The sequence below is a fragment of the Bacillus sp. MRMR6 genome, from assembly GCF_001940785.1.
GTDB lineage: Bacteria > Bacillota > Bacilli > Bacillales > Cytobacillaceae > Neobacillus.
Genome location: NZ_MSLS01000003.1, coordinates 176,461 through 202,496 on the forward strand (window position 1 = coordinate 176,461; position 26,036 = coordinate 202,496).

Sequence of the window (26,036 nt, forward strand, 5' to 3'; positions counted from 1 at the left end):
AAATGCCGCATTTGTCCACGAGCGGTGACAGGCACCATGTGAAATTTTCACAAACCACCAAATTACTTCAGCAAGTCCCCAACAAATTTTGGCAGGACGAAGGCTGCTTTGTGTAGTTCTTTTGTGTAGTATTTGGTTTCGATTTCGTGGAAGCGGTCTTCGCTTACTTCTAATGGGTCGTATTTTTTTGAGCCGATGGTGAATGCCCATAGGCCGCTTGGGTACGTTGGGATGTTCGCCACATAAAGACGTGTGATTGGGAAGATTTCGCGCACATCACGTTGTACGGTGCGGATTAAGTCCGCTTTGAACCAAGGGTTATCAGATTGGGCAACGAAGATTCCGTCTTCTTTTAACGCTTTTGAAATTCCTGCGTAAAACCCTTTTGTAAAAAGGTTAACCGCTGGGCCCACTGGCTCTGTGGAGTCAACCATGATCACGTCATACTCATTTTCACTATTCGCAATGTGCATGAAACCATCGTCTACTTGTACATCTACACGTGGGTCATCAAGCATACCAGCGATCTCTGGTAAAAACTTTTTAGAGTACTCAATTACCTTGCCATCAATATCAACTAACGTTGCTTTTTTCACAGACGGGTGCTTTAACACTTCACGAATTACACCGCCATCTCCGCCGCCAACAACTAGAACGTTCTCAGGGTTTGGATGTGTAAACAATGGTACGTGTGCGACCATTTCGTGGTAAACGAATTCATCTTTCACAGACGTCATCACCATGTCGTCTAATAAAAGCATGTTGCCCCATTCTTCTGTTTCTACCATATCCAGCTTTTGAAATTCTGTTTGTTCTGTATGTAAGGTTTTATTTATTTTCATGGTAATTCCAAAGTTTTCAGTTTGCTTTTCTGTAAACCAAATTGACATGCTCATCTTCCTCCAAATACTTATTTATAGGCTGTGTTAAACTAGGCTGTTGATTTACGCTACAGGCGCTATGCTTTCCGCGGGCTCGCCCGTGAGCCTATTACAGCTTCGCACCTGTGGGGTCTCACTCAGCTCGTACATCCCGCAGGACAAGGAAGGCTACGGTAGCGAAACATCGCACGAAGAAAATGTGATTTTCATTTTCGAGGAGTCAAGCGCCTTTCACTCCAATCAACAGGTTCTAAAATCAACAGTATCCATTAACACAGCCTATTTATAAAAGATACTTTGACCTATCCTAATGCCGAAAATCGTTTATTAAAAACTAAGGTAATAAACATCATTTTTATACTACCCAAACTATTGAATTACAAACATAAAGAAAAGTCTAGTGAATTCTATCAATATGTCAAGAAAATTTTTCTTTTTGATGTAAAAAATGTTTAAAATGCTTCCCTAATCTCAATACTGTTACTATGAAGATTTTTAGAGACTGGTAAAGTGCGAGGTGATTGTTTGTGGAAGTTATGACGGATCAACGGTTTCGAAAGACAATCAAATATCTGCGCGCGCTGATCATCATTAGTTTGATCGGATTTTCGGTCATGCTGATTTTTTTCCTTGGGGTTCTCGGCTATGCCAAGATTTTAGGGGCACCTCCGCTTGCTGTTCCGCAATCGACTTTATTCTTTGCCAGCGATGGAACATTGATTGGAGAAAGCAACAGCGGCCAAAAGCGTTATTGGGTACCATTTGATAAGATTTCACCTGACTTAGTAAATGCAACCCTTTCTGTCGAAGATAAAAGCTTTTATGAGCATCATGGCTTTGATTATAAACGGATAGCTGGTGCCATTATCGCCGATATAAAAGCATTTGCCAAAGTTCAGGGTGCAAGTACAATCACACAGCAATACGCAAGGAACCTGTTTCTTGAGCATGATAAAACGTGGAAACGGAAGCTTCATGAAGCTTTTTATACGATTCGTCTTGAAATGAACTACTCTAAAAAAGAAATTCTAGAAGGCTATTTAAATACGATTTATTACGGACATGGTGCATATGGGATCCAGGCTGCTAGTCAATTCTTTTATGGTAAAGACGCCTCTGAATTAACGCTTGCAGAGGCAACCATGATCGCAGGAGTTCCAAAAGGCCCTAGCTATTATTCTCCGCTCGCTTCTGAAGAAAACGCAAAAAAGCGCCAAGCCATCATTTTAAATACAATGGTCTCAAATGGCTATATCGATAAGAAACTTGCAGAAGAGACAAAGGATATTCCACTCACCTTAATTGGAGAGCACCCCGATAGCCAGGTGGAGATCGCTCCTTATTTTCAGGATGCTGTCAGAAATGCTTTGAAAAATCAACTGAAGTTAGATGACCGCACGATTGCCCTTGGCGGTTTAAAGGTGTATACCACCCTTGACCCCAAGCAGCAGGAGATAGCGGAAAGAAAGGTTCAAGAACAAATCGCAAGTGAGTCAGAAATTCAAGTTGGCCTTGTTGCGATGGATCCAAAAAACGGTCATGTCCGTGCGATGGTTGGCGGCCGTAACTACGAAGAAAGTAATTTTAATCGTGCCGTCCAAGCCATCAGACAACCGGGCTCTACCATCAAGCCGCTTCTCTATTACGCGGCACTTAATCAAGGGTTTACACCCGCTTCCACGATGCGAAGTGAATTAACCACTTTCCAGTTCGATGAAGGCCGGGACACCTATACACCACATAATTTTAATAATAAGTATGCCGAAGGAGAAATTACTCTCGCCCAGGCTATAGCTGTATCAGATAATATTTTTGCTATAAAAACTCACCTATTTTTAGGTGCTGAAACGTTAATTAATACGGTTAAAGAGTTTGGTATTTCTACGAAAATGGATAAAGTACCATCGCTTGCCCTTGGGACATCGGGAGTTCGTATCATTGAAATGGCAAATGCCTACAGTATGTTTGCTAACGGCGGCCATAATGTTCAACCGACATTGATTACAAAAGTAGAAGATTATAATGGAAATGTTATTTTTAAACATAAAAATGAAGCTAACAAGGTTTTAGATCCTGCTAAGGCATACGTAATGACAGAGATGCTGACAGGGATGTTTGACCCTAGGCTAAATGGCTATGCTACGGTTACCGGCAATTCGCTTGTAAAACAGATTACCCGACCTTATGCTGGAAAATCTGGTTCAACAGAGACCGACAGCTGGATGGTTGGCTTTTCACCGCAGCTTGTTACAGCTGTTTGGATCGGTTATGATGCCGGTAAGCCGATTACCCTTGTAGCAGAGAAATCTTACACGAAAAACATCTGGGCTCAGTTTATGGAGGAGGCATTAGCGGGTAAACCGGTTAAAGCGTTTAAACCACCAAAGGACGGGGTTGTTGGGGTGTATGTAAATCCTGAGAATGGCAAGCTCGCCACGAAGGATTGTCCGGTCCGCCGTTTTACTTATTTTGTCATAGGGACCGAACCAACCGAGTATTGCACAGATCATTTAAAACATAAAGACCATGACCCAAAGGAAGATCACCACGAGAATAAAAAGGACCCTTGGTATAAGCGGATTTTCAAATGGTAGCACTATAAAAAGTAGAAAAGCTCCGGAGAATACACTCCGGAGCTTTTCTTGTCCTAGTCTTACAGTGCCTAAACACTGGTAATAATTTTACTACTTTTTTGCATAAATTGCTATTGTAAAAAATTATTTTATTCAAGGCTGTGTTACAATTTTCCTTCTGATTGAAGCGGAAGGCACTTCGCTTTTCACTACAATCTCCATTGTTTTCTAACACAGCCTATTCTACAGAAAGATCTCTTTTAAGCTCTTCTGTTGAGTTGTTCCATAAATCTAGATTGTGATTGCGGAGGAATTCGGCTAGGATGGTTTTTGATTTGTCATCCATATGGTCAACCATGATGTGACGCTTCAGGGATTTATCCATCTTGTTCACATGCTCTGGAAGCGATTTGTAGCCGCGGCGAATCTCGCGGTCAACCATCATTTCACAGGCCGTGACACCCGCGTAATAGGGACCTTCCGGTTTCCGATCAATCGTTACCCAAACGAGCCAATACGGCTTGCCATTGGGGACCTCTTCTTTCGTCTTTAAAAATTTGATGCCTTTCTCCACAGCGCTCCGAGCGTGCATTGCACCGACATCGATTACTGCATCACCAGCATCCACATCAATGATTACCGGCGAGACATTGTCAAGGCTCAAAGCCCCTTTTCCATACCCTTTGTGGCCGTCTGTCGGGTCGCTTTTTATAATATTAAACCCTAGTTTTCTTTTGTTATTTTCCTCCATCATGTATGCTAGCCTCCTCTTTTAAAAAAAGATTTGGGAAAAGAAGATATTTAGCCCTTCCCAAAGCCCAGGGATGATAAATTGAAAAATCGGCTGTATCGTATAGCGATCCAGCGGTGTAATCACGAGGATTAGAAAAATAAACACACCGTACTGCTCAAACTGAGTCATTTTTGCCCGAATATGGTTTGGCGCTAAGTCTTCGACAATCCGGTAGCCATCCAGCGGCGGGAATGGGAGAAGGTTGAATACAAACAGCACAATATTCAGCCAGATAAAGATATCAAGAAATTCACCAACCCCTGTTAATGTAACGTCTGGCGCCATGCTCGCTAACGCATACCAAGTAAATAAACCAATAGAGGCCAATACGAGATTACTAAGCGGACCAGCAACCGAAACTAACACACCAGCGACACGTGGTTTTTTAAAGAAAAAGCGGTTTACTGGCACTGGTCGGGCCCAGCCAAATCCAGCGATAAAGATCAAGATCGTTCCAAAAGGATCTAAATGCTTGATGGGGTTTAAGGTTAACCGTCCTTGTTTCTGAGCGGTCATATCCCCGAACTTGTAAGCAACGTACGCATGCGAAAATTCATGACAAGTAAAGGCAATCATTAGTGTAATCGCAACATAGGGAATCTCCCTGAGCGAATAGGCAAAAAATCCTTCCAATCTATTTCCCCTTCTCCATTTGTTTCCTATAATTATACATGATAGCCTATCTAAAGTGAAAATAGTATTTATGCTTGTATTTTCCCCATCAAAATGAAACAATACTAGCAGTTATGTTAGCTAGGAGGAACTAATTATGCCATATGTTACTGTAAAAATGCTTGAAGGCCGTAATGAGGATCAAAAAAGAGCACTGGTTGAAAAGGTGACTGCAGCGGTTGTCGAAACAACTGGTGCGCCTAAAGAAGCGGTAGTTGTTTTTATCGAGGAAATGAGCAAAAACCACTATGCTGTAGCTGGAACAAGACTTAGCGACAAATAACAGGGAGAAAGGTGTCCTACCTCTGAGTAGAACACCTTTTTTTCTAACATTAATGTAATTGAAGTTGTGTTTTATCTCTTAACGATTCGATGAATTGGTACGCTTCTTGGATTTCTTCCTCCATATAGCGCTGGCTGCTTTTTAGTGTGAATACTTTATTGGCAACCTCTTCTTTTGAAAGATTATCAAAATATAAGATTGTCGATACCAACTCCAAGAATCTCGCATTTTGATCATTCATATCTAAAAGGCAGTCTTGTAAAAGTGGCATTTCTACCTCATTTAAGCTAAGAAACTCTTTCCCTGTGTCTGTCAGCGTATAGCGGTACTGAAAATAGCCGCCTTTTTTCTCTTTGATTTCATTGAGGAAGCCCATGTTGCAAAGCTCTTCTACTCGTAATGTTAATTCCTCAGAATATGGACCGTAAAAATGAAATTGAAACCTCTCATGGAAGGGAAAGTCTACTTTTTTCGCAATATATATCATTTTTTGCAGCTTTTTTCTCCCGACAATTTCTCCGGATACTAGAATGGCCTGCATTAGCTTAGCATGGTCTTTTAACAACGTTTGTCATCTCCTACTCCAAAGATTCTATCTCTAATAGGCCGCGAATTTGGCTTTTTATCGTTTTGTTTGAAGCGTCATCCAAGAGGATATCTGCCGGGAAGTAAAGCTTATGGTCGGTTCTTCGCTTTCCGGAAATGGCATCAACAATTTCTGACTCTCTAGATAACTCTCTCAGGTCGCCGTTTTTCATCAATAAATGTATCGGCAGACGCTCTTCTTCTTCACCTGGACGATAAAAATCATAAGGCAGGTCAGAGGATGAGTCGACCACTAAATAGTACTCAGGGTCAATTCCTGCTTTTACAAAAAGGCCCGTAAGTTCAGCAAGCTTTTTGTATTCCTTCGCTGGATCGAACTCAGCATACTTAAACAGGTTACGGTTCACAAAGCGCATGCACAGGTCACTTAATATCGGGTCACTTTCTTCCTGCCAGCTTTGAAAATAAAATAACATCACGGCTTCATCTAATTTTAGATAGTCTTCTAAACTCACTTGATTGGTAAAAAAAGAATCGAAGTGAACAGGTCTATATTTAAATGTATAGTTTTCTTCAAATAACTGCTTGGCGCGATGAAGGATCTTTGTCAGAATAACCTCCGCACTGCGGGAAACTGGATGGAAATACACTTGCCAGTACATTTGGTAGCGGCTCATGATATAATCCTCGACGGCATGCATACCGCTCTTCTTAATGACAACCTGATCTTCCTTTGGACGCATTACGCGGAGGATTCTCTCCATATCAAACTGGCCATAGCTGACACCCGTGAAATAAGCATCCCTTTGCAGATAATCCATTCTGTCCGCATCAATTTGACTGGATATAAGGCTGACGACAAGCTTTTTCTCTGAGGTTTTCGCAATCACTTCTGCTACTTTATCTGGAAAATCCGGGCTAACCTTTGTCAAAATGGCGTTAACCTCGGTGTTGCCAAGAATTATTGCTCGTGTAAAATCTTCATGGTCGAAGTCAAAAACTTTTTCAAAGGAGTGAGAAAATGGCCCATGCCCCAGGTCGTGGAGCAGTGCTGCGACTAGGGTAAGAAGGCGGTCATCGTTGTTCCATTCCGGCCTGCCGGCAAATACATCATCGATGATGCGGCGGACGATTTCATATACCCCAAGTGAATGATTAAAGCGGCTGTGCTCAGCCCCGTGAAAGGTCAGGAAGGTCGTCCCGAGCTGTTTAATCCGTCTTAGCCTTTGAAACTCTCTCGTTCCAACGAGGTCCCATATCACCCGATCACGGACATGTACATAGCGATGGACAGGATCTTTAAAAACTTTTTCCTCAGTAAGTTTTTCCGCCGAATAATGCATAGGTTTACCTCTTCCTTTTAGCTCACGTTGATTCTTCTATTTTATCCCAAATCCACAGGTTTTTCATCCTGATTCAGCAAATTTCTGCAGGTTTTTTCGACAAATCTAGAAAATAAAAATCACCTTAGCTTTTTTAGTCAAAGGTGATTATTTTTTATCTATGTCTAGCTCCAGCGTCCAGAGATTAGTGTACTTCGCTAAACGGACGCTTCTGCTTTTCTAATTTTCTTATTTATTTTCTCCATTAATTCCTCTTCGGTTAATGCGGCAACCGGACGGTTATTGACGAAGGCGAAGGTTTTCTTGCGGCCGGGTCCACAGTAGGACTGACAGCCAATTTTCACTTCAGCGTCTGGGTCAACTTCCTTTAAATGAGGGATTAATGTCTTTAGATTTACGGCTTGACAGTCATCGCAAACACGAAATTCATTCGACATCGTTCCATCCCCTTCAATGGCTCAATCTATGTTTACTTTTATCGTAATTCGATACAATCTAACTCCTTAGGTATTTTACATTTTCTTGATTCCTAATGCAAGTTGCAATCTTTAGCAAATCTTATACTTCCTTATCTTTTTAAAAAACTATTATCCTTGCAATCATTTTGGTATAAAGCTTGAAAAACTTGTCCATCCTAAGACTAGAACTTTTAAAACTCGTCTCACGAGTATATTCGTTAATATTTTTTAGGGAGTTGAAAACATATGAAAGTACGTCAAGATGCATGGACAGATGAAAACGATCTACTTTTAGCCGAAACCGTCCTTCGTCATGTTAGAGAAGGAAGTACCCAGTTGAATGCCTTTGAAGAGGTAGGCGACAAGCTTAATCGAACATCTGCAGCCTGCGGATTCAGATGGAATGCCGTTGTCCGTCACCGCTACGAAAAAGCGTTACAGCTAGCGAAAAAGCAGCGAAAGCAAAGACAAAGAGTATTAGGAAAAGATCAAGGTGGCAAGAAAAAGTTACTATATAGCCCACCTGTAACTTCTGTTGAGGGATTTGAAGCAGCACAAATGCCGACAATGGATTCAGCGGTGTTAGTAGAAACGTATGAAATGCCAGATATGACGGCGGAAATGGCAGAAGAAACGTATGTTTTGCCAACAGCAACAGTACAAAGGTCGTATAGAACATCTGCCTCTACAGCATCAGGTCTGACAATTGATAGCGTCATTGATTTCTTGCAAAACTTTAATCTTTCCAATCTGCAAAATGAAGCATTAAAAAGTGAGAATGAAAGATTGAAGCGCGAGATTTCTGAATTACAAAAGCAAAATGAAGAAATGTCTGCGAAATTAAACAACCTCGAGAAAAATAAGGAAACAATCCAAGAAGAATACGAGACATTAATGAAAATCATGAACCGTGCCCGCAAGCTCGTTTTATTTGAGGAAGAAGAAAGACCAGGAACAAAATTCAAAATGGACCGCAACGGAAACCTGGAAAAAGTCGCTGAATAAAAGAAAAGCGGAAGCGCCTTGGGCAGGGGCGACCGGCATAAGACGAGCCGGCATGGAGGTTGCTCTTTAACCTCCTTGACGGATTGGCTTATGACCCGAGCCCCTAGGCGCTGCAGCTGGACAAAGAAAAGCGGAAGCGCCTCGGGCAGGGGCGACCGGCATAAGACGAGCCGGCATGGAGGTTGCTCTTTAACCTCCTTGACGGATTGGCTTATGACCCRAGCCCCTAGGCGCTGCAGCTGGACAAAGAAAAGCGGAAGCGCCTCGGGCAGGGGCGACCGGCATAAGACGAGCCGGCATGGAGGTTGCTCTTTAACCTCCTTGACGGATTGGCTTATGACCCAAGCCCCTAGGCGCTGCAGCTGGACAAAGAAAAGCGGAAGCGCCTTGGGCAGGGGCGACCGGCATAAGCCAATCCGTCAAGGAGGTTGCTCTTTAACCTCCTTGACGGATTGGCTTATGACCCRAGCCCCTAGGCGCTGCAGCTGGACAAAGAAAAGCGGAAGCGCCTYGGGCAGGGGCGACCGGCATAAGACGAGCCGGCATGGAGGTTGCTCTTTAACCTCCTTGACGGATTGGCTTATGACCCGAGCCCCTAGGCGCTGCAGCTGGACAAAGAAAAGCGGAAGCGCCTAGGGCAGGGGCAGGCTCATGCATGGCAACTCTGGGAGAAGGGTAAAAAAACAGTATCCTCGTGTCTATAGAGAGGCCGTAAATCCTAAGTGGTTTACGGCTTTTTGCATTATCCTAACTTTTCATTCCGCTCGACAATTCGTTGATAGTAGCCAGGCAAAAGCTCTAGTTCTGCTGCATTTAACTGTCCGGCAAAAAGGAAGTCACTGTTCTTCTTAAGCTCAGTTAGGAGTCTTAGTAAACAATCTGAAATCGTCAACTGTTCATTAAGCAGTTCGGATAAAGAAGCCATTACTTCCGGAACAATCTCTGGATATTCAAATTTTGTTTGTTCCTTCTTTTTTGCAATTTCGTAAAATTGCTTGATCAGTTCGGCGCGTTTGCTGCCACTGCTATTTACACAAAGATAGATTTGAACAGCAACCCCTTTTCGCAGACGGCGCTGTGAGATCCCAGCGAACTTCTTCCCGTCAATGCTGAGGTCGTAGCTACCTGGACAATAGGAACCGACGATTTCCCTCGCTTCAATCGATTGATGGTAGTCAGCAAACATATTTTGAACAAGCTGCCACATCGTATCATAACCGCGATTAATATCGATGCCTTTTACCGCTTCTGGCAAAATGAGCGAGATATTTAACACGCCTTCATCAAGCACCACGGCTAATCCCCCTGAATTTCGAACGATAGACTGATAGCCTTGTTCGGCTAAAAACTCTCTCGCTTCTTTTAAGAATGGCAGTTTTGTATCTTGTATTCCAAGGACAACAGTATTATGATGCACCCAAGTTCGGGCCGTTGCAGGTGCTTCGAGCGCGCCAACCGATGCACACAAGGTATCATCCGTGGCAAATGATTGCAACGCTTGAAAATGAATACCGACCGCTGACTGGTCAATAACCCGCCACTGGGGCTGGTTCAGCAAACCTTCCATGTACATATCTCCTCTAAAACCTAATTAAGCTTATTTTAACAAAAGGACTTTTAATAAAAAAGTTTTGGATTTTTCCAGGTAATGTCTAAATGTCCAAAATCCTCTTGAAAATGTCCAAAACTCTCTGAAAATTGACCGTACCATGGTCAAAAATGTCTAAAACCCACAAAAAAATGCCCAAACACACCTAAAAAATGTCCAAAACCCAAAAGAAACATCAAAAAGCCAGTCCAACTCCAGGACTGGCCCATCATACGCTTATAATCCTTGTGCAGCGGTAATTAACGCTAGCTTATACACATCTTCTTCGTTACATCCGCGGGAAAGGTCGTTGACTGGACGATTTAACCCCTGCAGAATTGGCCCAACTGCTTCAAACCTACCTAAACGCTGGGCAATTTTATAGCCGATATTACCAGCTTCGAGACTCGGGAAGATGAATACATTTGCATCCCCTTGGAGCACGGAATCTGGTGCCTTACTTTTTGCAACAGAAGGAACAAAGGCTGCGTCAAACTGAAATTCCCCGTCCAAGATCAATGAAGGGTCACGACGCTTCGCTTCTTCGACAGCTGCCGCTACCTTCCCGGTTTCAGGAGATTTCGCTGAACCCTTTGTTGAAAAGCTGAGCATCGCGATTCGCGGCTCAATATCAAACATGTTAGCTGTTTTCGCACTTTCCACTGCAATTTCCGCTAAATCATTGCTGTCAGGAGCAATATTGATCGCACAATCTGCAAACACATACTTTTCATCCTCACGTACCATGATAAACACACCAGAGGTCTTCTTAACGCCTTCTTTTGTTTTAATGATTTGTAGTGCTGGGCGTACCGTATCAGCAGTAGAATGTGCTGCACCGCTCACTAATCCGTTCGCTTTATTCGTATGTACAAGCATCGTACCAAAATAATTTTCATCTAATAGAATTTTGCGTGCATCTTCTTCGGTTGTTTTTCCTTTACGACGCTCAACAAACGAAGCCACTAGCTCGTCCATCCCCGCATAGCTTGCTGGGTCATAAATTTCAGCAGCAGCAAGGCTAACCCCTAATTCTTGTGCTTTTGCCTGAACCTGTTCAATATTACCGACTAGAATCGGTGTCAATAGTTTTTCTTCTGCGAGACGGCTTGTCGCTCTAATAATTCGCTCATCCATTCCTTCTGGAAAAACAATTCTTAGATCACGTCCGGAAATTTTCTGCTTTAAGCCTTCAAATAAATCACTCACATTGAATCCTCCCTAAAACAATCTACTTATTAGCATACTTTACCTGTTGAAAAATTCAAGGAAACCCCTCACAGATAGCGTTTACATTACAAATGTTTTTGTTTTCAAAAAATTCACTTGTATTTCCTACCTTTTACTATGAGCTTATTTTTGAAAAATTATCCATAAAAATATCCTCGGTGTTTTATACAAGCTTGACTTGGTCAAACTATGATATAGTTAAGCTTGTAAATATGGAGAAAATTTAGGAGTGATATGAATGAGTGAAGCAGCTCAAACACTTGATGGCTGGTATTGCCTGCATGATTTCCGTACGGTTGATTGGACAACCTGGAAGATGATTTCTGCTGAAGAGCGCCAGGAAGTGATTAATGAGTTTCTAAGTCTAGTTGAAAAGTGGAATCACACACAGGATACAAACGAAGGCAGCCATGCTTTATATACAATTGTTGGTCAAAAGGCTGATTTTATGATGATGATCTTACGTCCAACGATGCAGGAACTGAATGATATTGAATTAGAGTTTAATAAAACAAAATTAGCAGAGTTCACGGTTCCAGCACATTCATATGTGTCCGTTGTTGAGCTAAGTAATTATTTACCTGCAGGTGAGGATCCTTATCAAAATCCACAAATCCTTGCACGTCTATATCCCAAATTACCGAAGGCGAGCCACGTTTGCTTCTATCCAATGGATAAGCGCCGTCAAGGGAATGATAACTGGTACATGCTTCCGATGGAGGACCGCCGCAATATGATGCGCAGCCACGGCATGATTGGTCGTACATATGCAGGAAAGGTTAAGCAGATCATTACTGGTTCTGTCGGCTTTGACGATTACGAGTGGGGTGTTACCCTGTTTGCAGATGATGTTCTTCAATTTAAAAAACTGGTCTATGAAATGCGTTTTGACGAAGTAAGTGCCCGCTTTGGTGAATTCGGTACATTCTTTGTTGGTAACTTATTAGAAGAAGACCGTGTAGCAAGCTTTTTACATGTATAAAAATTATTAGGCCTCAGCACCGTGCTGAGGCCTTTTTTTATTTTAGGCTTTTTGTCATAAGGCATATTTCGCTTTTTGTTTTCATAGTAATTAAACAGCGAGTCTTACTAATAGCTCCAGATTATTTTTTTCAGGAGTTGCTCCATTCTTTTTGTCACGCTATGGCGGCGAGTGGAGTATGAATAGGTTATTGGGCCATTTGTTTTTAGTTATTATTAGGAGGGGAAAAGATGAGTCAATCTTATAATCAACAAGGGTATCAGCAAAACCCCGTCAGACAGCAGGGAGCTATGCCATATCAAGGTTACTATCCTGCGCAGCAGCAGCAGCAGTATTATCCGCAATTTCCGCCAGCAGGCGTACCTGCCGTACCGGCACCTGCTCCACAGCCGCAGGGCATGCTGCCAATTGAGCAATCGTACATCGAAAATATTTTACGATTAAATAAAGGGAAATTAGCAACCGTTTATGCAACCTTTGAGGGCAATAATCAGTGGAATGCCCAGCGATTTGTCGGGATTATTGAAGCCGCCGGCAGGGACCACCTCATACTTAGCGATCCGCAGGCAGGAACTCGTTATCTCATTCCAATGATAGCCTTCGACTATGCTACATTTGAAGAGGAACTCGAGTACGACTATCCATTTGGTTTGGCAGCTCCTTCGTTGGGTACCTATCCGCCTAGATAAAGGGAAAAAAGGCATTGGATCCATTCCAATGCCTTTCTTTTATAAATATTTAACTGCCCCGATCATGATTAATACCCAAGCTGCTAAAAAGCAGACTCCGCCAAGCGGGGTGATTGCTCCTAATACTCCTACCTTTGTTAAGCTTAGGACGTACAAGCTTCCGCTAAACAAAATAATCCCCGCTGTCATTAACCAGCCTGACCATGTAAATAAAGCGTTGGCTGGGACTTTCCCTAAAAGAATACCAATCACTAATAGGCCTGTTGCATGAAACATTTGGTAGGTAACCCCTGTTTTCCAGATGTCTAAGTAATAAGCATCAAGCCGGTCCTTCAGTCCGTGGGCACCAAATGCTCCTAATGCTACTGCTATAAAGGCATTGATCGCCCCAATAATAATAAAGGTCTTCATGTTTCTCCCTCTTTTCTAAGCTATAAACTGTCATGTTTTGTTTTTGTGAAATTTGCGGCTTTTAATAGCCAACTTTAAAAATCAAATAATGAGTCACCGTTTGCTTCATTGTCCATTTCGATTTTCTTTACTTGATTTAGTGAAACTGGCTGCTGCATGATAGGTCGAGGCATCACTGGCTGCTGGGTGAGCACTGGCTGATAGGCTGGTGCTTTATGTAAAGGAACCTCTGTTTTTGACTCCTTTTCGTCTAGCAGGAGCTCACATAATATTTTAATAGAGTAGACCTTTTCCCGCAAACTCTCTTGTTTTGTACTGATTTTTGCGTGTTTTAACTCTTCTTCTATTTTTGCTAATAGTTGATTTACCGATATATTCATGTTTTGCTACACCTCACTATCATTAGAATAACAGATTCTGCTTACGAATAAAAACTCGACACATTTCTACGTTTCACGTGAAACATGTCAGTTTGTGTCAGAACAGTGCTTTTACACAGAAAAAAACCTGTACTCATTATTCGCACAGGTTATCCTAATATTCTTTGGTAAATGGTTTTTGCATGGGTAAGATCCTTTGTTCCATGGATGAGTGCACGGCCATCGTTAAAAATAACCATTCGCTCTGGCCCCATTTCTACCGACAGTAGATAGGGATTGCCTTTTACAACATAGCCAAGGGAGCTAAGCTGTCCAGCAAGCTTTTCTAATGATAGATCACCTTGGGTGGAGGGGCGAATTTGTACGGTATCCCGGCCGCAAAGCACTGTTGTTTTCGTCCTGTTTTCATGGTCAAGGTACGGATAGGTCCTCTCTTCACCACAGGATAGACATCCAGCAAACTTGGCTTTCCCCATTTTCAAGCTGGTGTATTGGTTTCTCCAAAGGTCAAAACTAACAAATGCTGTTCGCACTGCATCCCAGTCCTCAACTAGAATTTTTAGTGCTTCTGCCGTTTGGTGTGAGATAACCATTTGGACGGCAGGTGAAATAATTCCACCTGTATCACAGGTCATTCCCTGGAGAGGTATCGTCCGAAGCAGGCAGTTGAGACAAGGGGTTTTTCCTGGAATAATCGAAAAGCTCATCCCAAAACTGCCGACACACGCTCCGTAAATCCAAGGGACATTGTATTTTTGTGAAACATCATTGATGCTCATCCGTGTTTCAAAGTTATCAGTCGCATCGATGATGAGGTCAACCGAGGTTACCAAATCCTCTAGAACTGGAGGGGTCGCGTCACCGATGATGGAAACAATCCCAACATCGGAGTTGATTGCCCGCAAACGTTTCTCTGCCGCTGCCGCCTTTGGGAGTTTTTCGGCAACATCTTCTTCGGTATAGAGCTGCTGGCGCTGAAGATTGCTTGCCTCCACATAATCGCGGTCGATAATCGTAATCCGTCCTACCCCAGCCCGGGTCAGCACCTCTGCATTCCCAGAACCGAGTGCTCCAGCACCAACAATCAGAACATGCTTTGCTTGAAGCTTCTCCTGCCCTTCCTTGCCAATCCCTGGGAAGAGGACCTGGCGTGAGTAACGTTCATTCATTTCTGCTTTCCCCTTTCCTAAGCACAAGGACGGTTCTTCTGCTTCCAAGGAAGCAGAAGAACCGTCCCCATGCATCACCCGCCGCTTACTGGCGGGATAAATGCTATTTCGTCGCCTTCTTGAATGGTTTCGTCGTCCTGAGCGAATTCTTCATTCACAGCTGTCATAACGGTGTCCATTTTTGGCAGCTCGTATTTGCCTGCTAACTCTGCTTTCAATTCTGCAACGGTTTTTCCGGCTGCCTCGAGCCTAAGGAAGTCTTCGCCAACTGCGTCACGCAAATGAGCAAAGAATAATACTTTATTCATTCAAATCTGCCTCCTCTGGTTTCCCCGTTGGGTAGGCAACGGTTTCAAGCTGGTTGCCCATCCACTCTTCGCCGTCCTCCCAATGCTCTTTCTTCCAAATTGGGACGATTTCTTTAATTCTTTCAATCGCATAACGATTGGCTTCATAAGAATCCGCACGATGCGGTGTAGATACTGCAATGACAACCGCCACATCCGTGATATCGAGCTTCCCAACCCGGTGGGTAATTGCAACGCGGGAGCCTTCCCAGCGTTCCTCGATTTCCCTGCCAATTTGCTCGAGCTTTTTTACCGCCATGGATTCATATGCTTCATAGATTAAAAATAATGTTTTCTTCCCTTTTGTTAATTCGCGCACCGTGCCGATAAAGGTATTAATTGCACCAGCTTCACGCTGCACAACCTTATCGATTACCAATTGAATATCAATTGGTTCCCTAGAAATCTCGTAATTCAATGACTACACCTCCCTAACCCAAGCTTTTTAGCTCTGGATTTTCAACCACTTTATAACCGCCAATTTTTTCAACCTGCTGTTTAAATGAAGCCGATTGAATGATTTCTAATAGCTGACTGCCGCTTTCACTTTCATAAAAGCTCTTTGTCATCACCAAATCATACTCTTCATCCGCAACGGGGATAAACTCTAAGCCCATTGCTTTGGCTGCTGGGTAAATACCTAAGCCTGCTGCATAAGCATCTCCCTTAACCTCCGCTGCCACGGCCAGGTGGGAAAACATTTCCCGTTCATAACCGATAATTTCCTCAGCAGAAAGTCCGGCTTCCTCGAGCAGCAGATCCAATAAGATTCTCGTTCCCGCACCTTTTTGACGGTTTACAAAGTTAGCCTTTTTCAAGACTAGATCGGAAGCTGTTTCAATTCCGGCAGGATTTCCTTTTGGTAAAATCCAGCCTTGCTTTCTTTTTAAGAATGGATACAGGATGACATCAAGGCCGGCTAATATTTTTTTTACATATGAGATATTATATTGCTTTGTACTCGGGTCTAGCAAATGAATGCCCGCTACATGGGCCTCACCTTTTCGAATTGCCATAATCCCTGCCATGCTGCCAACATGCGAAGAGACAATTTTCATGTCAGTCCGGACACGTTTTAACTGTGATGATAACAGATCAATGGTCAAATCGTGGCTGCCGCAAAACATAATCGCATTTTTGATTTCCTCAAGCGGCCGCATGAGCTCAACTTCAGCGAAATCTCCTTGTTCATAGCCAATTACATTCGCTGGTACAACCAAAAGGCCATCTGCTCTAACATACGACATCGTTACGCCTGCCGCTCTTGTCAGTGGATTGGCAACGTATTGTCCATTCACATAGCCGATATTCATTCGTACATAGTCCTCTGCCCCCATCCCAGAAACAATACGACGGCCGAGTTTTACATTAACGGTTTGCCGTTTCGGTTCCGGCAGCTGCAAATACTTACATATTAGCGGTCTAACAAACCATTCTAAGGCTAGGTAGGCAGAGACAGGATATCCCGGTACACCAACGACGATTTTTCCGTTGATTTCACCCAAAACAACTGGTTTTCCTGGACGCGAGGCCACCCCGTGGGTATAAACCTTGCCAATCTCAGCAATGATGTGAACGGTATAATCCTTAGAGCCCGCAGAAGATCCAGCATTGATGACGATAATATCGGATGTTTCTGCCGCCTCTAGTAACACTGCTTTAATATTCTCAGGCTCATCCTTTACAATCTCATGAAGCTTCGGTTCACCTCCCCATTCTTTTATGAAATTCGCGAAAACGGTTCCGTTGAATTCAATAATTTTTCCAGAGGTAAGCTGCGTTGATGCCTCCACGAGTTCATTTCCGGTCGGAATAATCGTTACAACTGGTTTCTTGGCAACCGGTATAACGGTTTGCTGTGAGGCTAAAAGCACCCCTAGGTCTGCCGGTCTTAATTTATGACCTTGCGGAAACAGCATCTCCTCTTGCACAATGTCTTCACCGATTGGGCGGATATGCTGCCAAGGTGTTGCCGGTTCAATAATCTCGATCGTTTCATCGTCAAGCACATCAACATTTTCAATCATAATGACTGCATTAAATGGCGAAGGAATTGGATTTCCTGTATCTACATAGGTAAAATCCTTGCCTCTTGTAAGCTGCAAGGGATTTTGTTCGTGTGCCTGATACGTTTTTTCAGCCATCACAGCAATTCCATCCATTGCGGAAGCATGATAGTGCGGCATTGAGCTTAATGCAAAGATTGGTTCTGCTGTTACACGTCCAAGCGCTTCTGTTGCAGCCATCATTTCTTTTTCGAGGGGCAGCTGAAATGCTTCGAGAATTTCTCGCTTCGCTTCCGATCGGGGTTTGTCCTCTAAATAAATTTTTCGTTTATAGCCTTTATGCTCCATCTCGTTTCCCCCCCTTATCGTGTTGCCATCACAGGAACATAGTCTCCCTGTGAAATACCCTCTTTTTCTGAAGTGATTTCCACAATTCCATCGCTTTTCACTAAGGTAGTAATTAATCCAGACTTCCCTATAATTGGCTCTGCCCACCATTCCCCTTCTTTCTCCACTAGACGTACCCTGATGTAATCAGAACGGCCTGGAGAGGATGGGATATTTTTCGAAATGCGTGCAAAGATTCGATCTGGTCGTTTTTCGATTTTTTCACCTTTTAGCCTTCGTAAAATTCTTTCACCGAAAAGCTTAAAAATAATCATCGCAGAGGCTGGATGACCTGGCAGCCCAATGACTGGCTTTCCGTCTGCAAGTGCAAGGATTGTCGGCTTCCCAGGTTTAATACTAATTCCATGAACAAAGACACCCGGAGTACCTAGGGACTGGATGACATCTGTTGTATAATCCTTTGCGCCTACGGAACTTCCGCCTGAGAGAATTAAACAGTCTACCTGATTGTAGAGCGCACTTGCCCTCGCTTGAAACTCATGAAAATCATCTCTAACAATACCATCATAAATAACCTCAATGTCCCACTCGCTTGCAAGGCCCAAGATTGTTAGATAGTTAATATCACGAATTTGGCCTGCTAAAAGATTTTCCGTTTGATAAGGAACAATTTCATCGCCTGAAGATAGATAACCGACCTTCAGTTTCCGAAAAACCGTAACCGTTGTCACTCCTAAGGAAGCAAGTGCACCTAATTCCTGCGGTCGCAGCAAGGTTCCCTCACAAAGAAGAATTTCACCTTCACGGATGTCTTCACCAGCACGAATAATATTCTCGCCGGGTGCCACCTGTTTGTAAGTGTTTAACAGTCCATCCATGTCTTCACAATGTTCAATCATAATTACACTGTCACCGCCAGGTGGAATCATCCCGCCCGTAGGGACATAAACGGCCTCACCGCTTCTGACCTCAACATCAGCTGTCTCGCCCATTCTTACCTCTCCTGCCAAGGTCAAAAAGCCGGGCATTGACTCTGAAGAGCCGTACGTATTCTTCGCCTTCACCGCGTACCCGTCAACGGTTGAGCGGTCAAATCCAGGGACATTTTCTTTTGCGGTGACAGGCACCGCTAGGATATAGTGCAGTGCTTCTTCCAAAGGACGTGTTTCCATATCTTTTATTGCATTAATTTTTTCATCAATTAAAGAAAAGGTTTCTTCGACTGTTTTTACCTTAAAAAATTGCATTATGCTTACATCCTCTCTTGGCTAGTCAGAACTTCTATTATAAAGTTCTTGAAACACAAGGAGAATTCCTCCTTCTGTTTTTCCCTATTCGGGCTTGCCAATAGGCGCATTACCTTTACTGATTCGTTTCTGCCCACTTCTTCGCTTCTTCGTACTCGTTTGGATGATTCATATTAAAAAAAACACGGTCGAGGTCCACGCTGCTATAAGCCTGCAGTTCTTGCTCGGTCATGTAAAGGACATTTAAGTCATCTAGCAGCTGCTTCATCCGAAGACGTTCGTTCTTAATACATTCTCCAATTCTATCAGCCGTTCTCTTTTGAAAAACAGAAAATAATGGCTGCTGTCTCCCGTTGAGAACCGGTATGACTGCATCATAATGTGCTCCATTATTGACTAGAGCTTCGGCAAGCTCTCCTGAAACAAACGGCATATCACAGGCAACCACAAGGTTCAGGTCATAATTTGAGGCCATTAAGCCTGCATGAACCCCTGCCAGCGGGCCCATTCCAGGGTAATGGTCCTCTACTACTTTTACCCCCAAAAATTGGTATGGTTCAGGATCATTGGTCACAAGGATTATTTCATCAAAGAGCAGCCTTAGGATATCCGCAATTCTTTCAATATTCGTCTTCTCGTTGATTTTTAATAGAGCCTTGTTTGTTCCCATCCTGCTCGACTTTCCACCTGATAGAATAATGGCCGCAGCTTTCATGAAAAAAGCACCTTCTTAATTTTTAAGTTTCGCTTCGCCTACTGTTTGATAACCATGTTCTTGCGCAATAAAGTCAAGGTGAATAGTATTTAAATCTAGCATGGCCGCAGTTGGCTTTTGCAGGTATTGCCTTGTATCTATTACTTTAATATATCCTTTACATTCGTCGCAAACCTGAATTTGGGAGGCAGAGTCACCTTCAATGGTCAAGAACTGAATGGTCTTATGGTCAGCATTTCCGCATAGGGCACACTCTACGCGCTTAGCAGGCCAATGAGCGTTACAGCGGGGACATTGCATCTCTTTTTTACCTTCTTCAACAAGGACAGCCAGGCGAGCGGGTTCGCCGCATACTGGGCAGCCTGCTCCATGTACAGCATGATGGATTTCGTGCTGAACGATTTCGGCTGTTAGCTGCAAATAGGGTCTAAGTGCTGTTTCGGCTAGGAATTGTGGAATCCATTCTTCTAGGCCATTATCAGCTGCAAAACTGATGAAATACACACTATTAAAAGAAAAAGCCTCTTCAATCCAGCGAATGGCTGTTTCTTCATCTAGTCGTCCGCTAATGCTAGTAAGCTTTGTTTCGAGCTCGGAATTATGGTTGATTAACAGTTCGTTTATTTCATCTATCCACTGTAAGAATAGTGGAATATCAAAATGAATAGCCGTTAATGCCGCAGCCGGCACTCCTGAGACAAGCGCCGCTTTGTCTAGATTAGGAATAATCGATTCTGGGTTAATACTCTTTTTCCATTGTTCCTGGAGGGTTAAGATATCTTTATGCAAATTTTGGTATTCTTTTGTAACAACGGACTTTTTCATCGTTGCACCTCATTTTTTAAAGTTAATAGAATGGCTGTCCTGTTACAGACAGCCACTCTGGTTATATATTTCTCGGCAATTATTATGTCCAGCTCCAGCGCCTAGGGGCTTCCGCTTTTCGTATTACGCGCCTTTTTTCTTCTTTTTGCTTGGGTCGTCTAGGTTAGGGAAGTTGCCTTTTTTGACTTCTTCTTCGTACCATTCTGTGTAGTGTTCTTTTGCCCACCATGCTGGAACTTCACCTGTAACCACTCCAGAGTACCCTGGACGAGAGTTCTTATGAACAACGCTCAGATAGATATGTCCAACGATAACGGCAATTGCTAGTCCAAAGCCTACGTTATGGAAGAAGTATCCCCATTGTACTACAGCTCTCGGGAAAACTTGCGGGAACCACATTGGGAAGCCTGAACCAATAATCATGATTGCTGTAATGATTTGAATTATCGAGTTAATCTTCTCACCTGCATTGAAGAATGTTTGTTTTACATGCTTGAAATTGAAACCGAAAAGCTCTTTAACGAATTCAGTAAAGAACTGAATGTCACGCTTCTTCCAAGTGACAAGCTCCTTCAACCATAGCTTGAAGCCTTTATAATCAAAGATTACCCAGATAAACGTTGGCAGGATAAAGATTACCGCGAATATTCTGTGCAGTAGACGTGCGCCTTCAGGACCGCCTAGAACAGGATAAAGCCAGTTAAAGAACTCAGTATACATAGGCAGTGCTGTAATATACAAAGCAAAGAATGAAATTGCGTTAATCGCATGTGCCCAAACAAAGGCCTTAGAAAAACGTCTTACCTTCACTGTGGACTTTTGAGGCTTACTCATGGTGGTCACCTCCGTCTTCGTTACCTTTTTTCGTCTTACTAATGATTGTGTTTGTGATGAAGGCTCCAACAACAGCCATTGTTGTTGCACCAATCATCATTTTACCAAGCGGCTGTGCATAATCCTTCCAAAGAACCGCAGATGTAGGAACTTTAGGATTTTCAGGCAATCCGTATACTGATGGCTTTTCTGCAAGAACGTAAACAGTATGAGTTCCGCCAACACCTTGCGGATTATAAATCTGCGCATTTGGATAACGGTCTTTGATTTGACTTACACGCTCTTCAGCCTTTTTAATCATCGCTGCTTTATCGCCAAACTCCATTGCACCTGTATGACAAGTGGTAACGCAAGCAGGCTGTAAGCCCTCTTCAAGTCGATCTGTACACATTGTACATTTGTTTGCTTTTTTGTACGTACCGCCATTTTTATCAATATATTCCTTGAGGGAAATAACTTCAAACGGACAGTTATTTACACAATAGCCACAGCCGACACATTTCTCATGGTCAATGACAACTGTACCAAATTCTGTGTAACTAATGGCATTTTCAGGGCAAACCTTCTCACAAGCTGCATCAGCACAATGGAAGCAGGCAGAGTGACGGAATAGGTAATCAAGGTTACCGTTTGAATTTTCATGCTCGATGTATTGCAATACATTCCAAGTATCAGCAGTTGTTTTTGCATGTGATTGGGCACTGCCAAGGAAATCCTGCGGCTCTGCCGGAAGATCATTCCAGTTTTTACAAGCTACCATACAGGCACGGCAGCCATCACACTTGGTTACGTCAACAAATTTTACATATTCAGTAGCCATTAGTCAGCCCTCCTTACGTTACAGAGGAATGCCTTATATTCAGGAATTGTTGTATTTGCATCCCCGATATGAGGCGTCAGGCGATTTGCTGTATCCCCAGTTGCGATTCCTTTATAACCAAAATGCCATGGCATTCCGATTTGATGAACAACTTTGCCTTCAATCTTATAAGGCTTAAAGCGTTTTGTCACCATCGCGTATGCTTTTACCTCGCCGCGAGCAGAGCTGACCATCACTTCATCTTTGTTCTTAATCCCTTTTTCTTTTGCCAGCTCTTCGCTGATTTCAATATACATATGCGGTACAAGTTCTGATAGCCATTCTTGGTTCCGTGTCATCGTTCCGGACTGCCAGTGCTCACTTACCCGGTAGGTAGTAGCTACAATCGGGAAGTCTGCCTTGAAGCCGCGCTCATTGAATTTGCCATCAAAAAGTTGAATAGCCGGGTTAATTTCTTGGCTGGAGAATGGGTTCTTAATCGGGCTTTCAAATGGCTCATAGTGTTCTGGGAACGGGCCATCATTTAATGTTGGTGTAAATAGTCCGCCCAAACCGTCATTCATCATAATGAATGGATCTTCAAAACCTGCATCTCCTGGTTTTCTTGCTGCCACAAAGTCTGGAATGTCAAGTCCTGTCCATTTACCTTGTGCCGCATCATACCATACAATTGCTTTTTCCTTGTTATATGGTACACCGCTTGGATCACATGAAGCACGGTTGTAAAGAACGCGACGGTTCATTGGCCACGCATAAGACCAGTTTAGAAATAAGCTCATACCAGTGTCTTTTTTGTCACGATTTTTTGAACGGTTCTTACCTTCTTCTGGATAGAATCCGCAGTAGATCCAGTTGCCACTACAGGTTGATCCGTCATCTTTCAAGTTACCAAAGCCGGCAATCAATTTACCTGTATTCACGTCATAACCGTTGATTTCTTTACATACAAGGTCAATATCCGGATGATGTCCTTCTCCGTAATTCCAAGAAAGTGCATTAATCGGTGCTGCTGATGTGCCAGCTTCGTTTTTATAAAGACCTTTTATTTTCGTCATTAACTCATGGATAATCTCAAGATCTGCCCTTGAATCTCCCTTAGGCGCAATTGCCTGCCAGCGGTATTGCATCCAGCGAGAGCTGTTTGAAACACTTCCTTCTTTCTCATAAGAAGAAGCTGCTGGGAGTAAAAATACTTCTGTATTAATCTTAGATGGGTCACTTCCGGCTTCTTTTTGCCAGAAAGCTGAGGTTTCTGTTTCCCAAAGGTCAACAGCCACTAACCATTTTAAATTTGAAAGTGCTTCTTTTTCTTTCCCTGAATTTGGCCCGCCGACTACTGGGTTTGTTCCAAATAGGAATGTACCTTCGAGTGTACCATCGTACATGGCTTTAAATAGATTGATATGTGAATAGTTTTTATTGCCTTTTGGCAGGTATTGATAGCAGAATTCATTTTCTGCTGTTGCGTTTTGTCCATACCAAGCTTTCAATAAGCTGACGATAAACTTCGGTTTATTGCTCCAATAACCTGTTTTAGGCGTTTCCTTTTTTAAGTGCCCCGCTAGTGTAGCATTCAAAGGATCTTTTGATGTAGGAGCACCAAGATAACCTGTTAAGTTTCCATATAATAATCCGAAATCTGTTGAACCTTGAACGTTTGATTCACCGCGCATTGCGTTAAGTCCGCCGCCTGGTAAACCGATGTTACCTAATAGAAGCTGAATAACCGCAAACGCACGCACGTTTTGTGTACCAACTGTATGCTGTGTTGTTCCCATTGCATACATGACGGTTCCCGCTTTACCTACTTGACCGGTTGCACAGAACGCTTCATATACCTTCAACAAGTCCTCTTTTGGAGTTCCTGTTACACTTACGACTGTATCAACATCATAACGGGAATAGTGCTTTTTCATTAATTGGAAAACGGATCTTGGATTTTCTAAGCTGAAATCTTTTACTAGTTTTCCTTCGTCATCTCTTTCAAATGCCCACGTTGTCTTATCATAAGCACGCTTATCAGCGTCATAGCCTGAGAATAAGCCATCTTCAAACTTATAGCTGTCTTTCACAATAGCACTTGCATTTGTATAATTAGCAACATACTCTTTGTGGTATAGATTATTATCAAGTGCATATTTGATCATACCACCGATAAACGGAATATCTGTCCCAGAGCGTAATGGTGCATAAATATCAGACATTGACGATGTTCTTGTATAACGAGGGTCAACACTGATAATTTTTCCGCCATTCTCTTTCGCTTTTGTTAACCATCTAAAGCTGATTGGATGGTTTTCCGCAGGGTTTGCACCCATAATCAACGCACAATCAGTATACTGCACGTCATTCCAACTATTAGTCATTGCTCCACGACCTAATGAAGGTGCCAGACCGGCAACCGTTGAGCTATGTCATATTCGTGCCTGGTGCTCTAAGTAAGTGACACCAAGCCCTCTCATCATTTTAGAAAGCAGGTAGGTCTCTTCATTATCAAGAGCTGCTCCGCCAAGGCTTGCGATTGCCTCGGTCTTATTTACTGTCATCCCATCTTCTGAAACAACAAATGTTTTATCACGAGTTTCTTTCGTACGTTTGGCAATGGTTTCATACATCCATTCCCATTCTTTTTCTTCCCATTTATCACTGCCTGGTGCACGATAAAGCGGTTTAGTCAAACGTTTTTCAGAAGTGTATAACTGTCTGATGGTTGTACCTTTACTACAAAGTGTACCTTCGTTGATTGGATTATCCGGATCCCCTTCCGTATAAACCACATCATTGCCTACAGTATGAATTAGAATTCCACAGCCAACGCCGCAAAAGCAGCAAATGGTTGGTGTTACAGTTGATTTGGCAATCTTAAATTCCTTGGTGCTTGCATAAGCTTTATTTTCATTAAAGCCTAATTCCACAACAGCTAGTGTTACCGCTGTAGCACCAGACAATTTTAAAAACTGCCTGCGGTTTAAGTTAATTTCAACCATTTTTCTATCTCCTTCCCAGTAATGAATAGAACATCCCATTTTCTATCTAATGCTTACTTTTTCTATTCCCCCTTTCAATGCATCTCTACAGCCTCTAGTAAATCGTTCTGCACTCTTCCTGTTGAAGTGTAAATATTAGCCATTTTCCCTCTTAAATAACCAATTACTTCTATATTCAAATATTTGGCCAGCTGAACTGCCTGCTTAGTAGCTGCAGTCCTTGAACCAATTACAGGAAAGCCAAACTTTGCTGCTTTGGAGAGCATTTCATATGAAACCCTTCCGGTTGTTAATAAAATTAACCTTTCGGGTTGTAAACCGTTTCGGAGTGCATACCCAATAATCTTATCGACGGCATTGTGTCGTCCAATATCCTCGCGGACGGTGATAGTACCTGATTCATCAACGATGCAGGCCCCATGCATTCCGCCGGTTTCAAGGTACCAAGGTGAATTTTGTGCAAATTCACTTCGTTTCTTCAACAGATAGCTGAGATTATGACTTTGCCCCGAATACACTTTTTCAAAGCTTTTGACATCCGTCATCGAGAAAAAAGTAACTCCTCGGCCACAGCCTGCGGTGTAATGCTTTTTCTTCGAGAACATCTCCTCTTCATTAAAACCGTTTTGAAGGGTAACATGGATGCTTCCCATTTCTTCGTTAATGGTAACGTTGTCAATTTCAGACGCTTCCTGAATAAACCCTTCGGAATACATATAACCATAGGCCCAATCTTCTAGATCTGCTTTGGTTAATTGAAATACAGCCACTTCATATCCATTTACAACAAGGGTAATCGGATACTCATCAGGACAGCCTTTGCGATACATTGTTTCTCCCCCTTTTTAGGAAAATACAATTCGTGTTTCATTGTATTAACTGAGCACGATTGCTCACAGCGATA

26 protein-coding genes and 1 pseudogene are annotated in these 26,036 nt (G+C 42.9%); 5 read left to right on the forward strand and 22 right to left on the reverse strand.

The genetic code is table 11. The features are described 5' to 3' along the window. Positions 1-62 precede the first annotated feature (62 nt). Positions 63-890, reverse strand: a complete 828-nt coding sequence (speE, locus tag BTR25_RS05115; RefSeq protein ID WP_075686797.1) for a spermidine synthase — start codon at positions 888-890, stop codon at positions 63-65. A 518-nt stretch (positions 891-1,408) separates the two neighbouring features. Here speE and BTR25_RS05120 point away from each other — a divergent pair. Continuing rightward, positions 1,409-3,475 (forward strand): transglycosylase domain-containing protein, encoded by a 2,067-nt coding sequence (locus tag BTR25_RS05120; protein WP_075686799.1) that lies wholly within the window; start codon positions 1,409-1,411, stop codon positions 3,473-3,475. 217 nt (positions 3,476-3,692) lie between these two features. Here BTR25_RS05120 and BTR25_RS05125 read toward each other — a convergent pair whose 3' ends face one another. Next, positions 3,693-4,205: a YwhD family protein gene (locus tag BTR25_RS05125; RefSeq protein WP_075687070.1), complete on the reverse strand. Its 513-nt coding sequence runs from the start codon at positions 4,203-4,205 to the stop codon at positions 3,693-3,695. A gap of 21 nt (positions 4,206-4,226) precedes the next feature. Next, positions 4,227-4,880, reverse strand: a complete 654-nt coding sequence (locus BTR25_RS05130) for a site-2 protease family protein (RefSeq protein WP_075686801.1) — start codon at positions 4,878-4,880, stop codon at positions 4,227-4,229. Between the two features lie 136 nt (positions 4,881-5,016). On the opposite strand from BTR25_RS05130, the gene BTR25_RS05135 reads away from it, so the two are divergent. Beyond that, positions 5,017-5,202: a 2-hydroxymuconate tautomerase gene (locus BTR25_RS05135; RefSeq protein ID WP_075686803.1), complete on the forward strand. Its 186-nt coding sequence runs from the start codon at positions 5,017-5,019 to the stop codon at positions 5,200-5,202. Between the two features lie 49 nt (positions 5,203-5,251). Here the strand turns inward: BTR25_RS05135 and BTR25_RS05140 are convergent, their stop codons facing one another. The 3 genes from BTR25_RS05140 to BTR25_RS05150 all read right to left on the reverse strand — a co-directional run bounded on the left by BTR25_RS05140 (position 5,252) and on the right by BTR25_RS05150 (position 7,528). Then, complete coding sequence (locus BTR25_RS05140) at positions 5,252-5,767, reverse strand: YwgA family protein (RefSeq protein ID WP_075686805.1); 516 nt, start codon at positions 5,765-5,767, stop codon at positions 5,252-5,254. 13 nt (positions 5,768-5,780) lie between these two features. After that, positions 5,781-7,091, reverse strand: coding sequence for an HD domain-containing protein (locus BTR25_RS05145; RefSeq protein ID WP_075686807.1), 1,311 nt, complete (start codon positions 7,089-7,091; stop codon positions 5,781-5,783). A gap of 197 nt (positions 7,092-7,288) precedes the next feature. Beyond that, a complete protein-coding gene (locus tag BTR25_RS05150) occupies positions 7,289-7,528 on the reverse strand; it encodes a YuzB family protein (protein ID WP_075686809.1) in 240 nt (79 codons plus the stop codon). 267 nt (positions 7,529-7,795) lie between these two features. Between BTR25_RS05150 and BTR25_RS05155 the strand changes: the two genes are divergently transcribed. Further along, the gene (locus tag BTR25_RS05155; protein WP_075686811.1) at positions 7,796-8,554 is read left to right on the forward strand and encodes an RsfA family transcriptional regulator; all 759 of its coding nucleotides are present in this window, start codon (positions 7,796-7,798) and stop codon (positions 8,552-8,554) included. Between the two features lie 742 nt (positions 8,555-9,296). Here the strand turns inward: BTR25_RS05155 and lipL are convergent. Together lipL and pta are read right to left on the reverse strand one after the other, a co-directional pair. Next, positions 9,297-10,121 (reverse strand): octanoyl-[GcvH]:protein N-octanoyltransferase, encoded by an 825-nt coding sequence (lipL, locus tag BTR25_RS05165; RefSeq protein WP_075686815.1) that lies wholly within the window; start codon positions 10,119-10,121, stop codon positions 9,297-9,299. Between the two features lie 258 nt (positions 10,122-10,379). Next, a complete protein-coding gene (gene pta / locus BTR25_RS05170; RefSeq protein WP_075686817.1) occupies positions 10,380-11,351 on the reverse strand; it encodes a phosphate acetyltransferase in 972 nt (323 codons plus the stop codon). Between the two features lie 259 nt (positions 11,352-11,610). Here pta and hemQ point away from each other — a divergent pair, with 259 nt between their 5' ends. Further along, positions 11,611-12,354 (forward strand): hydrogen peroxide-dependent heme synthase, encoded by a 744-nt coding sequence (gene hemQ, locus BTR25_RS05175; RefSeq protein WP_075686819.1) that lies wholly within the window; start codon positions 11,611-11,613, stop codon positions 12,352-12,354. A 230-nt stretch (positions 12,355-12,584) separates the two neighbouring features. Continuing rightward, positions 12,585-13,043, forward strand: a complete 459-nt coding sequence (gerQ, locus tag BTR25_RS05180) for a spore coat protein GerQ (RefSeq protein WP_075686821.1) — start codon at positions 12,585-12,587, stop codon at positions 13,041-13,043. A gap of 39 nt (positions 13,044-13,082) precedes the next feature. Here gerQ and BTR25_RS05185 read toward each other — a convergent pair whose 3' ends face one another. From BTR25_RS05185 to fdhD, 14 genes and pseudogenes are all read right to left on the reverse strand, one after another. Continuing rightward, complete coding sequence (locus BTR25_RS05185; RefSeq protein WP_075686823.1) at positions 13,083-13,454, reverse strand: DUF423 domain-containing protein; 372 nt, start codon at positions 13,452-13,454, stop codon at positions 13,083-13,085. A 74-nt stretch (positions 13,455-13,528) separates the two neighbouring features. Beyond that, positions 13,529-13,834, reverse strand: coding sequence for a YwdI family protein (locus BTR25_RS05190; protein ID WP_075686825.1), 306 nt, complete (start codon positions 13,832-13,834; stop codon positions 13,529-13,531). 149 nt (positions 13,835-13,983) lie between these two features. After that, entirely contained in the window at positions 13,984-15,003 is a 1,020-nt protein-coding gene (locus BTR25_RS05195; RefSeq protein WP_075687072.1) for a thiazole biosynthesis adenylyltransferase ThiF, read from the reverse strand. Positions 15,004-15,077: 74 nt separating this feature from the next. Next, positions 15,078-15,311: a molybdopterin converting factor subunit 1 gene (gene moaD, locus BTR25_RS05200; RefSeq protein WP_075686827.1), complete on the reverse strand. Its 234-nt coding sequence runs from the start codon at positions 15,309-15,311 to the stop codon at positions 15,078-15,080. Beyond that, on the reverse strand, positions 15,304-15,768 hold the full coding sequence (locus BTR25_RS05205) for a molybdenum cofactor biosynthesis protein MoaE (RefSeq protein ID WP_075686829.1): 465 nt from the start codon (positions 15,766-15,768) through the stop codon (positions 15,304-15,306). Before BTR25_RS05205 ends, moaD begins: the two co-directional genes overlap by 8 nt. Before the next feature lie 13 nt (positions 15,769-15,781). Beyond that, positions 15,782-17,704, reverse strand: coding sequence for a molybdopterin biosynthesis protein (locus BTR25_RS05210; protein WP_075686831.1), 1,923 nt, complete (start codon positions 17,702-17,704; stop codon positions 15,782-15,784). A gap of 14 nt (positions 17,705-17,718) precedes the next feature. Beyond that, positions 17,719-18,951, reverse strand: a complete 1,233-nt coding sequence (locus BTR25_RS05215) for a molybdopterin molybdotransferase MoeA (protein ID WP_075686833.1) — start codon at positions 18,949-18,951, stop codon at positions 17,719-17,721. A 115-nt stretch (positions 18,952-19,066) separates the two neighbouring features. Next, positions 19,067-19,666 carry a molybdenum cofactor guanylyltransferase gene (mobA, locus tag BTR25_RS05220; protein ID WP_075686835.1) on the reverse strand — a complete coding sequence of 200 codons (600 nt, stop codon included), beginning with the start codon at positions 19,664-19,666 and terminating at the stop codon, positions 19,067-19,069. 15 nt (positions 19,667-19,681) lie between these two features. Continuing rightward, positions 19,682-20,491, reverse strand: a complete 810-nt coding sequence (locus tag BTR25_RS05225; RefSeq protein WP_075686837.1) for a formate dehydrogenase accessory protein FdhE — start codon at positions 20,489-20,491, stop codon at positions 19,682-19,684. 123 nt (positions 20,492-20,614) lie between these two features. Then, positions 20,615-21,325 carry a formate dehydrogenase subunit gamma gene (locus BTR25_RS05230; RefSeq protein WP_075686838.1) on the reverse strand — a complete coding sequence of 237 codons (711 nt, stop codon included), beginning with the start codon at positions 21,323-21,325 and terminating at the stop codon, positions 20,615-20,617. Then, positions 21,318-22,145 carry a 4Fe-4S dicluster domain-containing protein gene (locus BTR25_RS05235; RefSeq protein WP_075686840.1) on the reverse strand — a complete coding sequence of 276 codons (828 nt, stop codon included), beginning with the start codon at positions 22,143-22,145 and terminating at the stop codon, positions 21,318-21,320. The genes BTR25_RS05230 and BTR25_RS05235 overlap by 8 nt, the downstream gene beginning before the upstream one ends. After that, a pseudogene (fdnG, locus tag BTR25_RS05240) lies at positions 22,145-24,547 on the reverse strand (formate dehydrogenase-N subunit alpha); the annotation flags it as partial. The pseudogene fdnG and the gene BTR25_RS05235, both read right to left, overlap by 1 nt. Before the next feature lie 12 nt (positions 24,548-24,559). After that, positions 24,560-25,132 carry a twin-arginine translocation signal domain-containing protein gene (locus BTR25_RS28745; RefSeq protein ID WP_483295233.1) on the reverse strand — a complete coding sequence of 191 codons (573 nt, stop codon included), beginning with the start codon at positions 25,130-25,132 and terminating at the stop codon, positions 24,560-24,562. A gap of 74 nt (positions 25,133-25,206) precedes the next feature. Further along, a complete protein-coding gene (fdhD, locus tag BTR25_RS05245) occupies positions 25,207-25,962 on the reverse strand; it encodes a formate dehydrogenase accessory sulfurtransferase FdhD (protein WP_075686842.1) in 756 nt (251 codons plus the stop codon). Positions 25,963-26,036 lie beyond the last annotated feature (74 nt).

What these genes read in the sequence shown, in the direction of transcription:
- speE (WP_075686797.1), bottom strand. Translation starts at nt 890, where the DNA reads ATGTCAATTTGGTTTACAGAAAAGCAAACTGAAAACTTTGGAATTACC.
- BTR25_RS05125 (WP_075687070.1), bottom strand. Translation starts at nt 4,205, where the DNA reads ATGGAGGAAAATAACAAAAGAAAACTAGGGTTTAATATTATAAAAAGC.
- BTR25_RS05135 (WP_075686803.1), top strand. Translation starts at nt 5,017, where the DNA reads ATGCCATATGTTACTGTAAAAATGCTTGAAGGCCGTAATGAGGATCAA.
- BTR25_RS05145 (WP_075686807.1), bottom strand. Translation starts at nt 7,091, where the DNA reads ATGCATTATTCGGCGGAAAAACTTACTGAGGAAAAAGTTTTTAAAGAT.
- BTR25_RS05150 (WP_075686809.1), bottom strand. Translation starts at nt 7,528, where the DNA reads ATGTCGAATGAATTTCGTGTTTGCGATGACTGTCAAGCCGTAAATCTA.
- BTR25_RS05155 (WP_075686811.1), top strand. Translation starts at nt 7,796, where the DNA reads ATGAAAGTACGTCAAGATGCATGGACAGATGAAAACGATCTACTTTTA.
- lipL (WP_075686815.1), bottom strand. Translation starts at nt 10,121, where the DNA reads ATGGAAGGTTTGCTGAACCAGCCCCAGTGGCGGGTTATTGACCAGTCA.
- hemQ (WP_075686819.1), top strand. Translation starts at nt 11,611, where the DNA reads ATGAGTGAAGCAGCTCAAACACTTGATGGCTGGTATTGCCTGCATGAT.
- gerQ (WP_075686821.1), top strand. Translation starts at nt 12,585, where the DNA reads ATGAGTCAATCTTATAATCAACAAGGGTATCAGCAAAACCCCGTCAGA.
- BTR25_RS05185 (WP_075686823.1), bottom strand. Translation starts at nt 13,454, where the DNA reads ATGAAGACCTTTATTATTATTGGGGCGATCAATGCCTTTATAGCAGTA.
- BTR25_RS05190 (WP_075686825.1), bottom strand. Translation starts at nt 13,834, where the DNA reads ATGAATATATCGGTAAATCAACTATTAGCAAAAATAGAAGAAGAGTTA.
- BTR25_RS05195 (WP_075687072.1), bottom strand. Translation starts at nt 15,003, where the DNA reads ATGAATGAACGTTACTCACGCCAGGTCCTCTTCCCAGGGATTGGCAAG.
- moaD (WP_075686827.1), bottom strand. Translation starts at nt 15,311, where the DNA reads ATGAATAAAGTATTATTCTTTGCTCATTTGCGTGACGCAGTTGGCGAA.
- BTR25_RS05210 (WP_075686831.1), bottom strand. Translation starts at nt 17,704, where the DNA reads ATGGAGCATAAAGGCTATAAACGAAAAATTTATTTAGAGGACAAACCC.
- BTR25_RS05215 (WP_075686833.1), bottom strand. Translation starts at nt 18,951, where the DNA reads ATGCAATTTTTTAAGGTAAAAACAGTCGAAGAAACCTTTTCTTTAATT.
- mobA (WP_075686835.1), bottom strand. Translation starts at nt 19,666, where the DNA reads ATGAAAGCTGCGGCCATTATTCTATCAGGTGGAAAGTCGAGCAGGATG.
- BTR25_RS05225 (WP_075686837.1), bottom strand. Translation starts at nt 20,491, where the DNA reads ATGAAAAAGTCCGTTGTTACAAAAGAATACCAAAATTTGCATAAAGAT.
- BTR25_RS05230 (WP_075686838.1), bottom strand. Translation starts at nt 21,325, where the DNA reads ATGAGTAAGCCTCAAAAGTCCACAGTGAAGGTAAGACGTTTTTCTAAG.
- BTR25_RS05235 (WP_075686840.1), bottom strand. Translation starts at nt 22,145, where the DNA reads ATGGCTACTGAATATGTAAAATTTGTTGACGTAACCAAGTGTGATGGC.
- BTR25_RS28745 (WP_483295233.1), bottom strand. Translation starts at nt 25,132, where the DNA reads ATGGTTGAAATTAACTTAAACCGCAGGCAGTTTTTAAAATTGTCTGGT.
- fdhD (WP_075686842.1), bottom strand. Translation starts at nt 25,962, where the DNA reads ATGTATCGCAAAGGCTGTCCTGATGAGTATCCGATTACCCTTGTTGTA.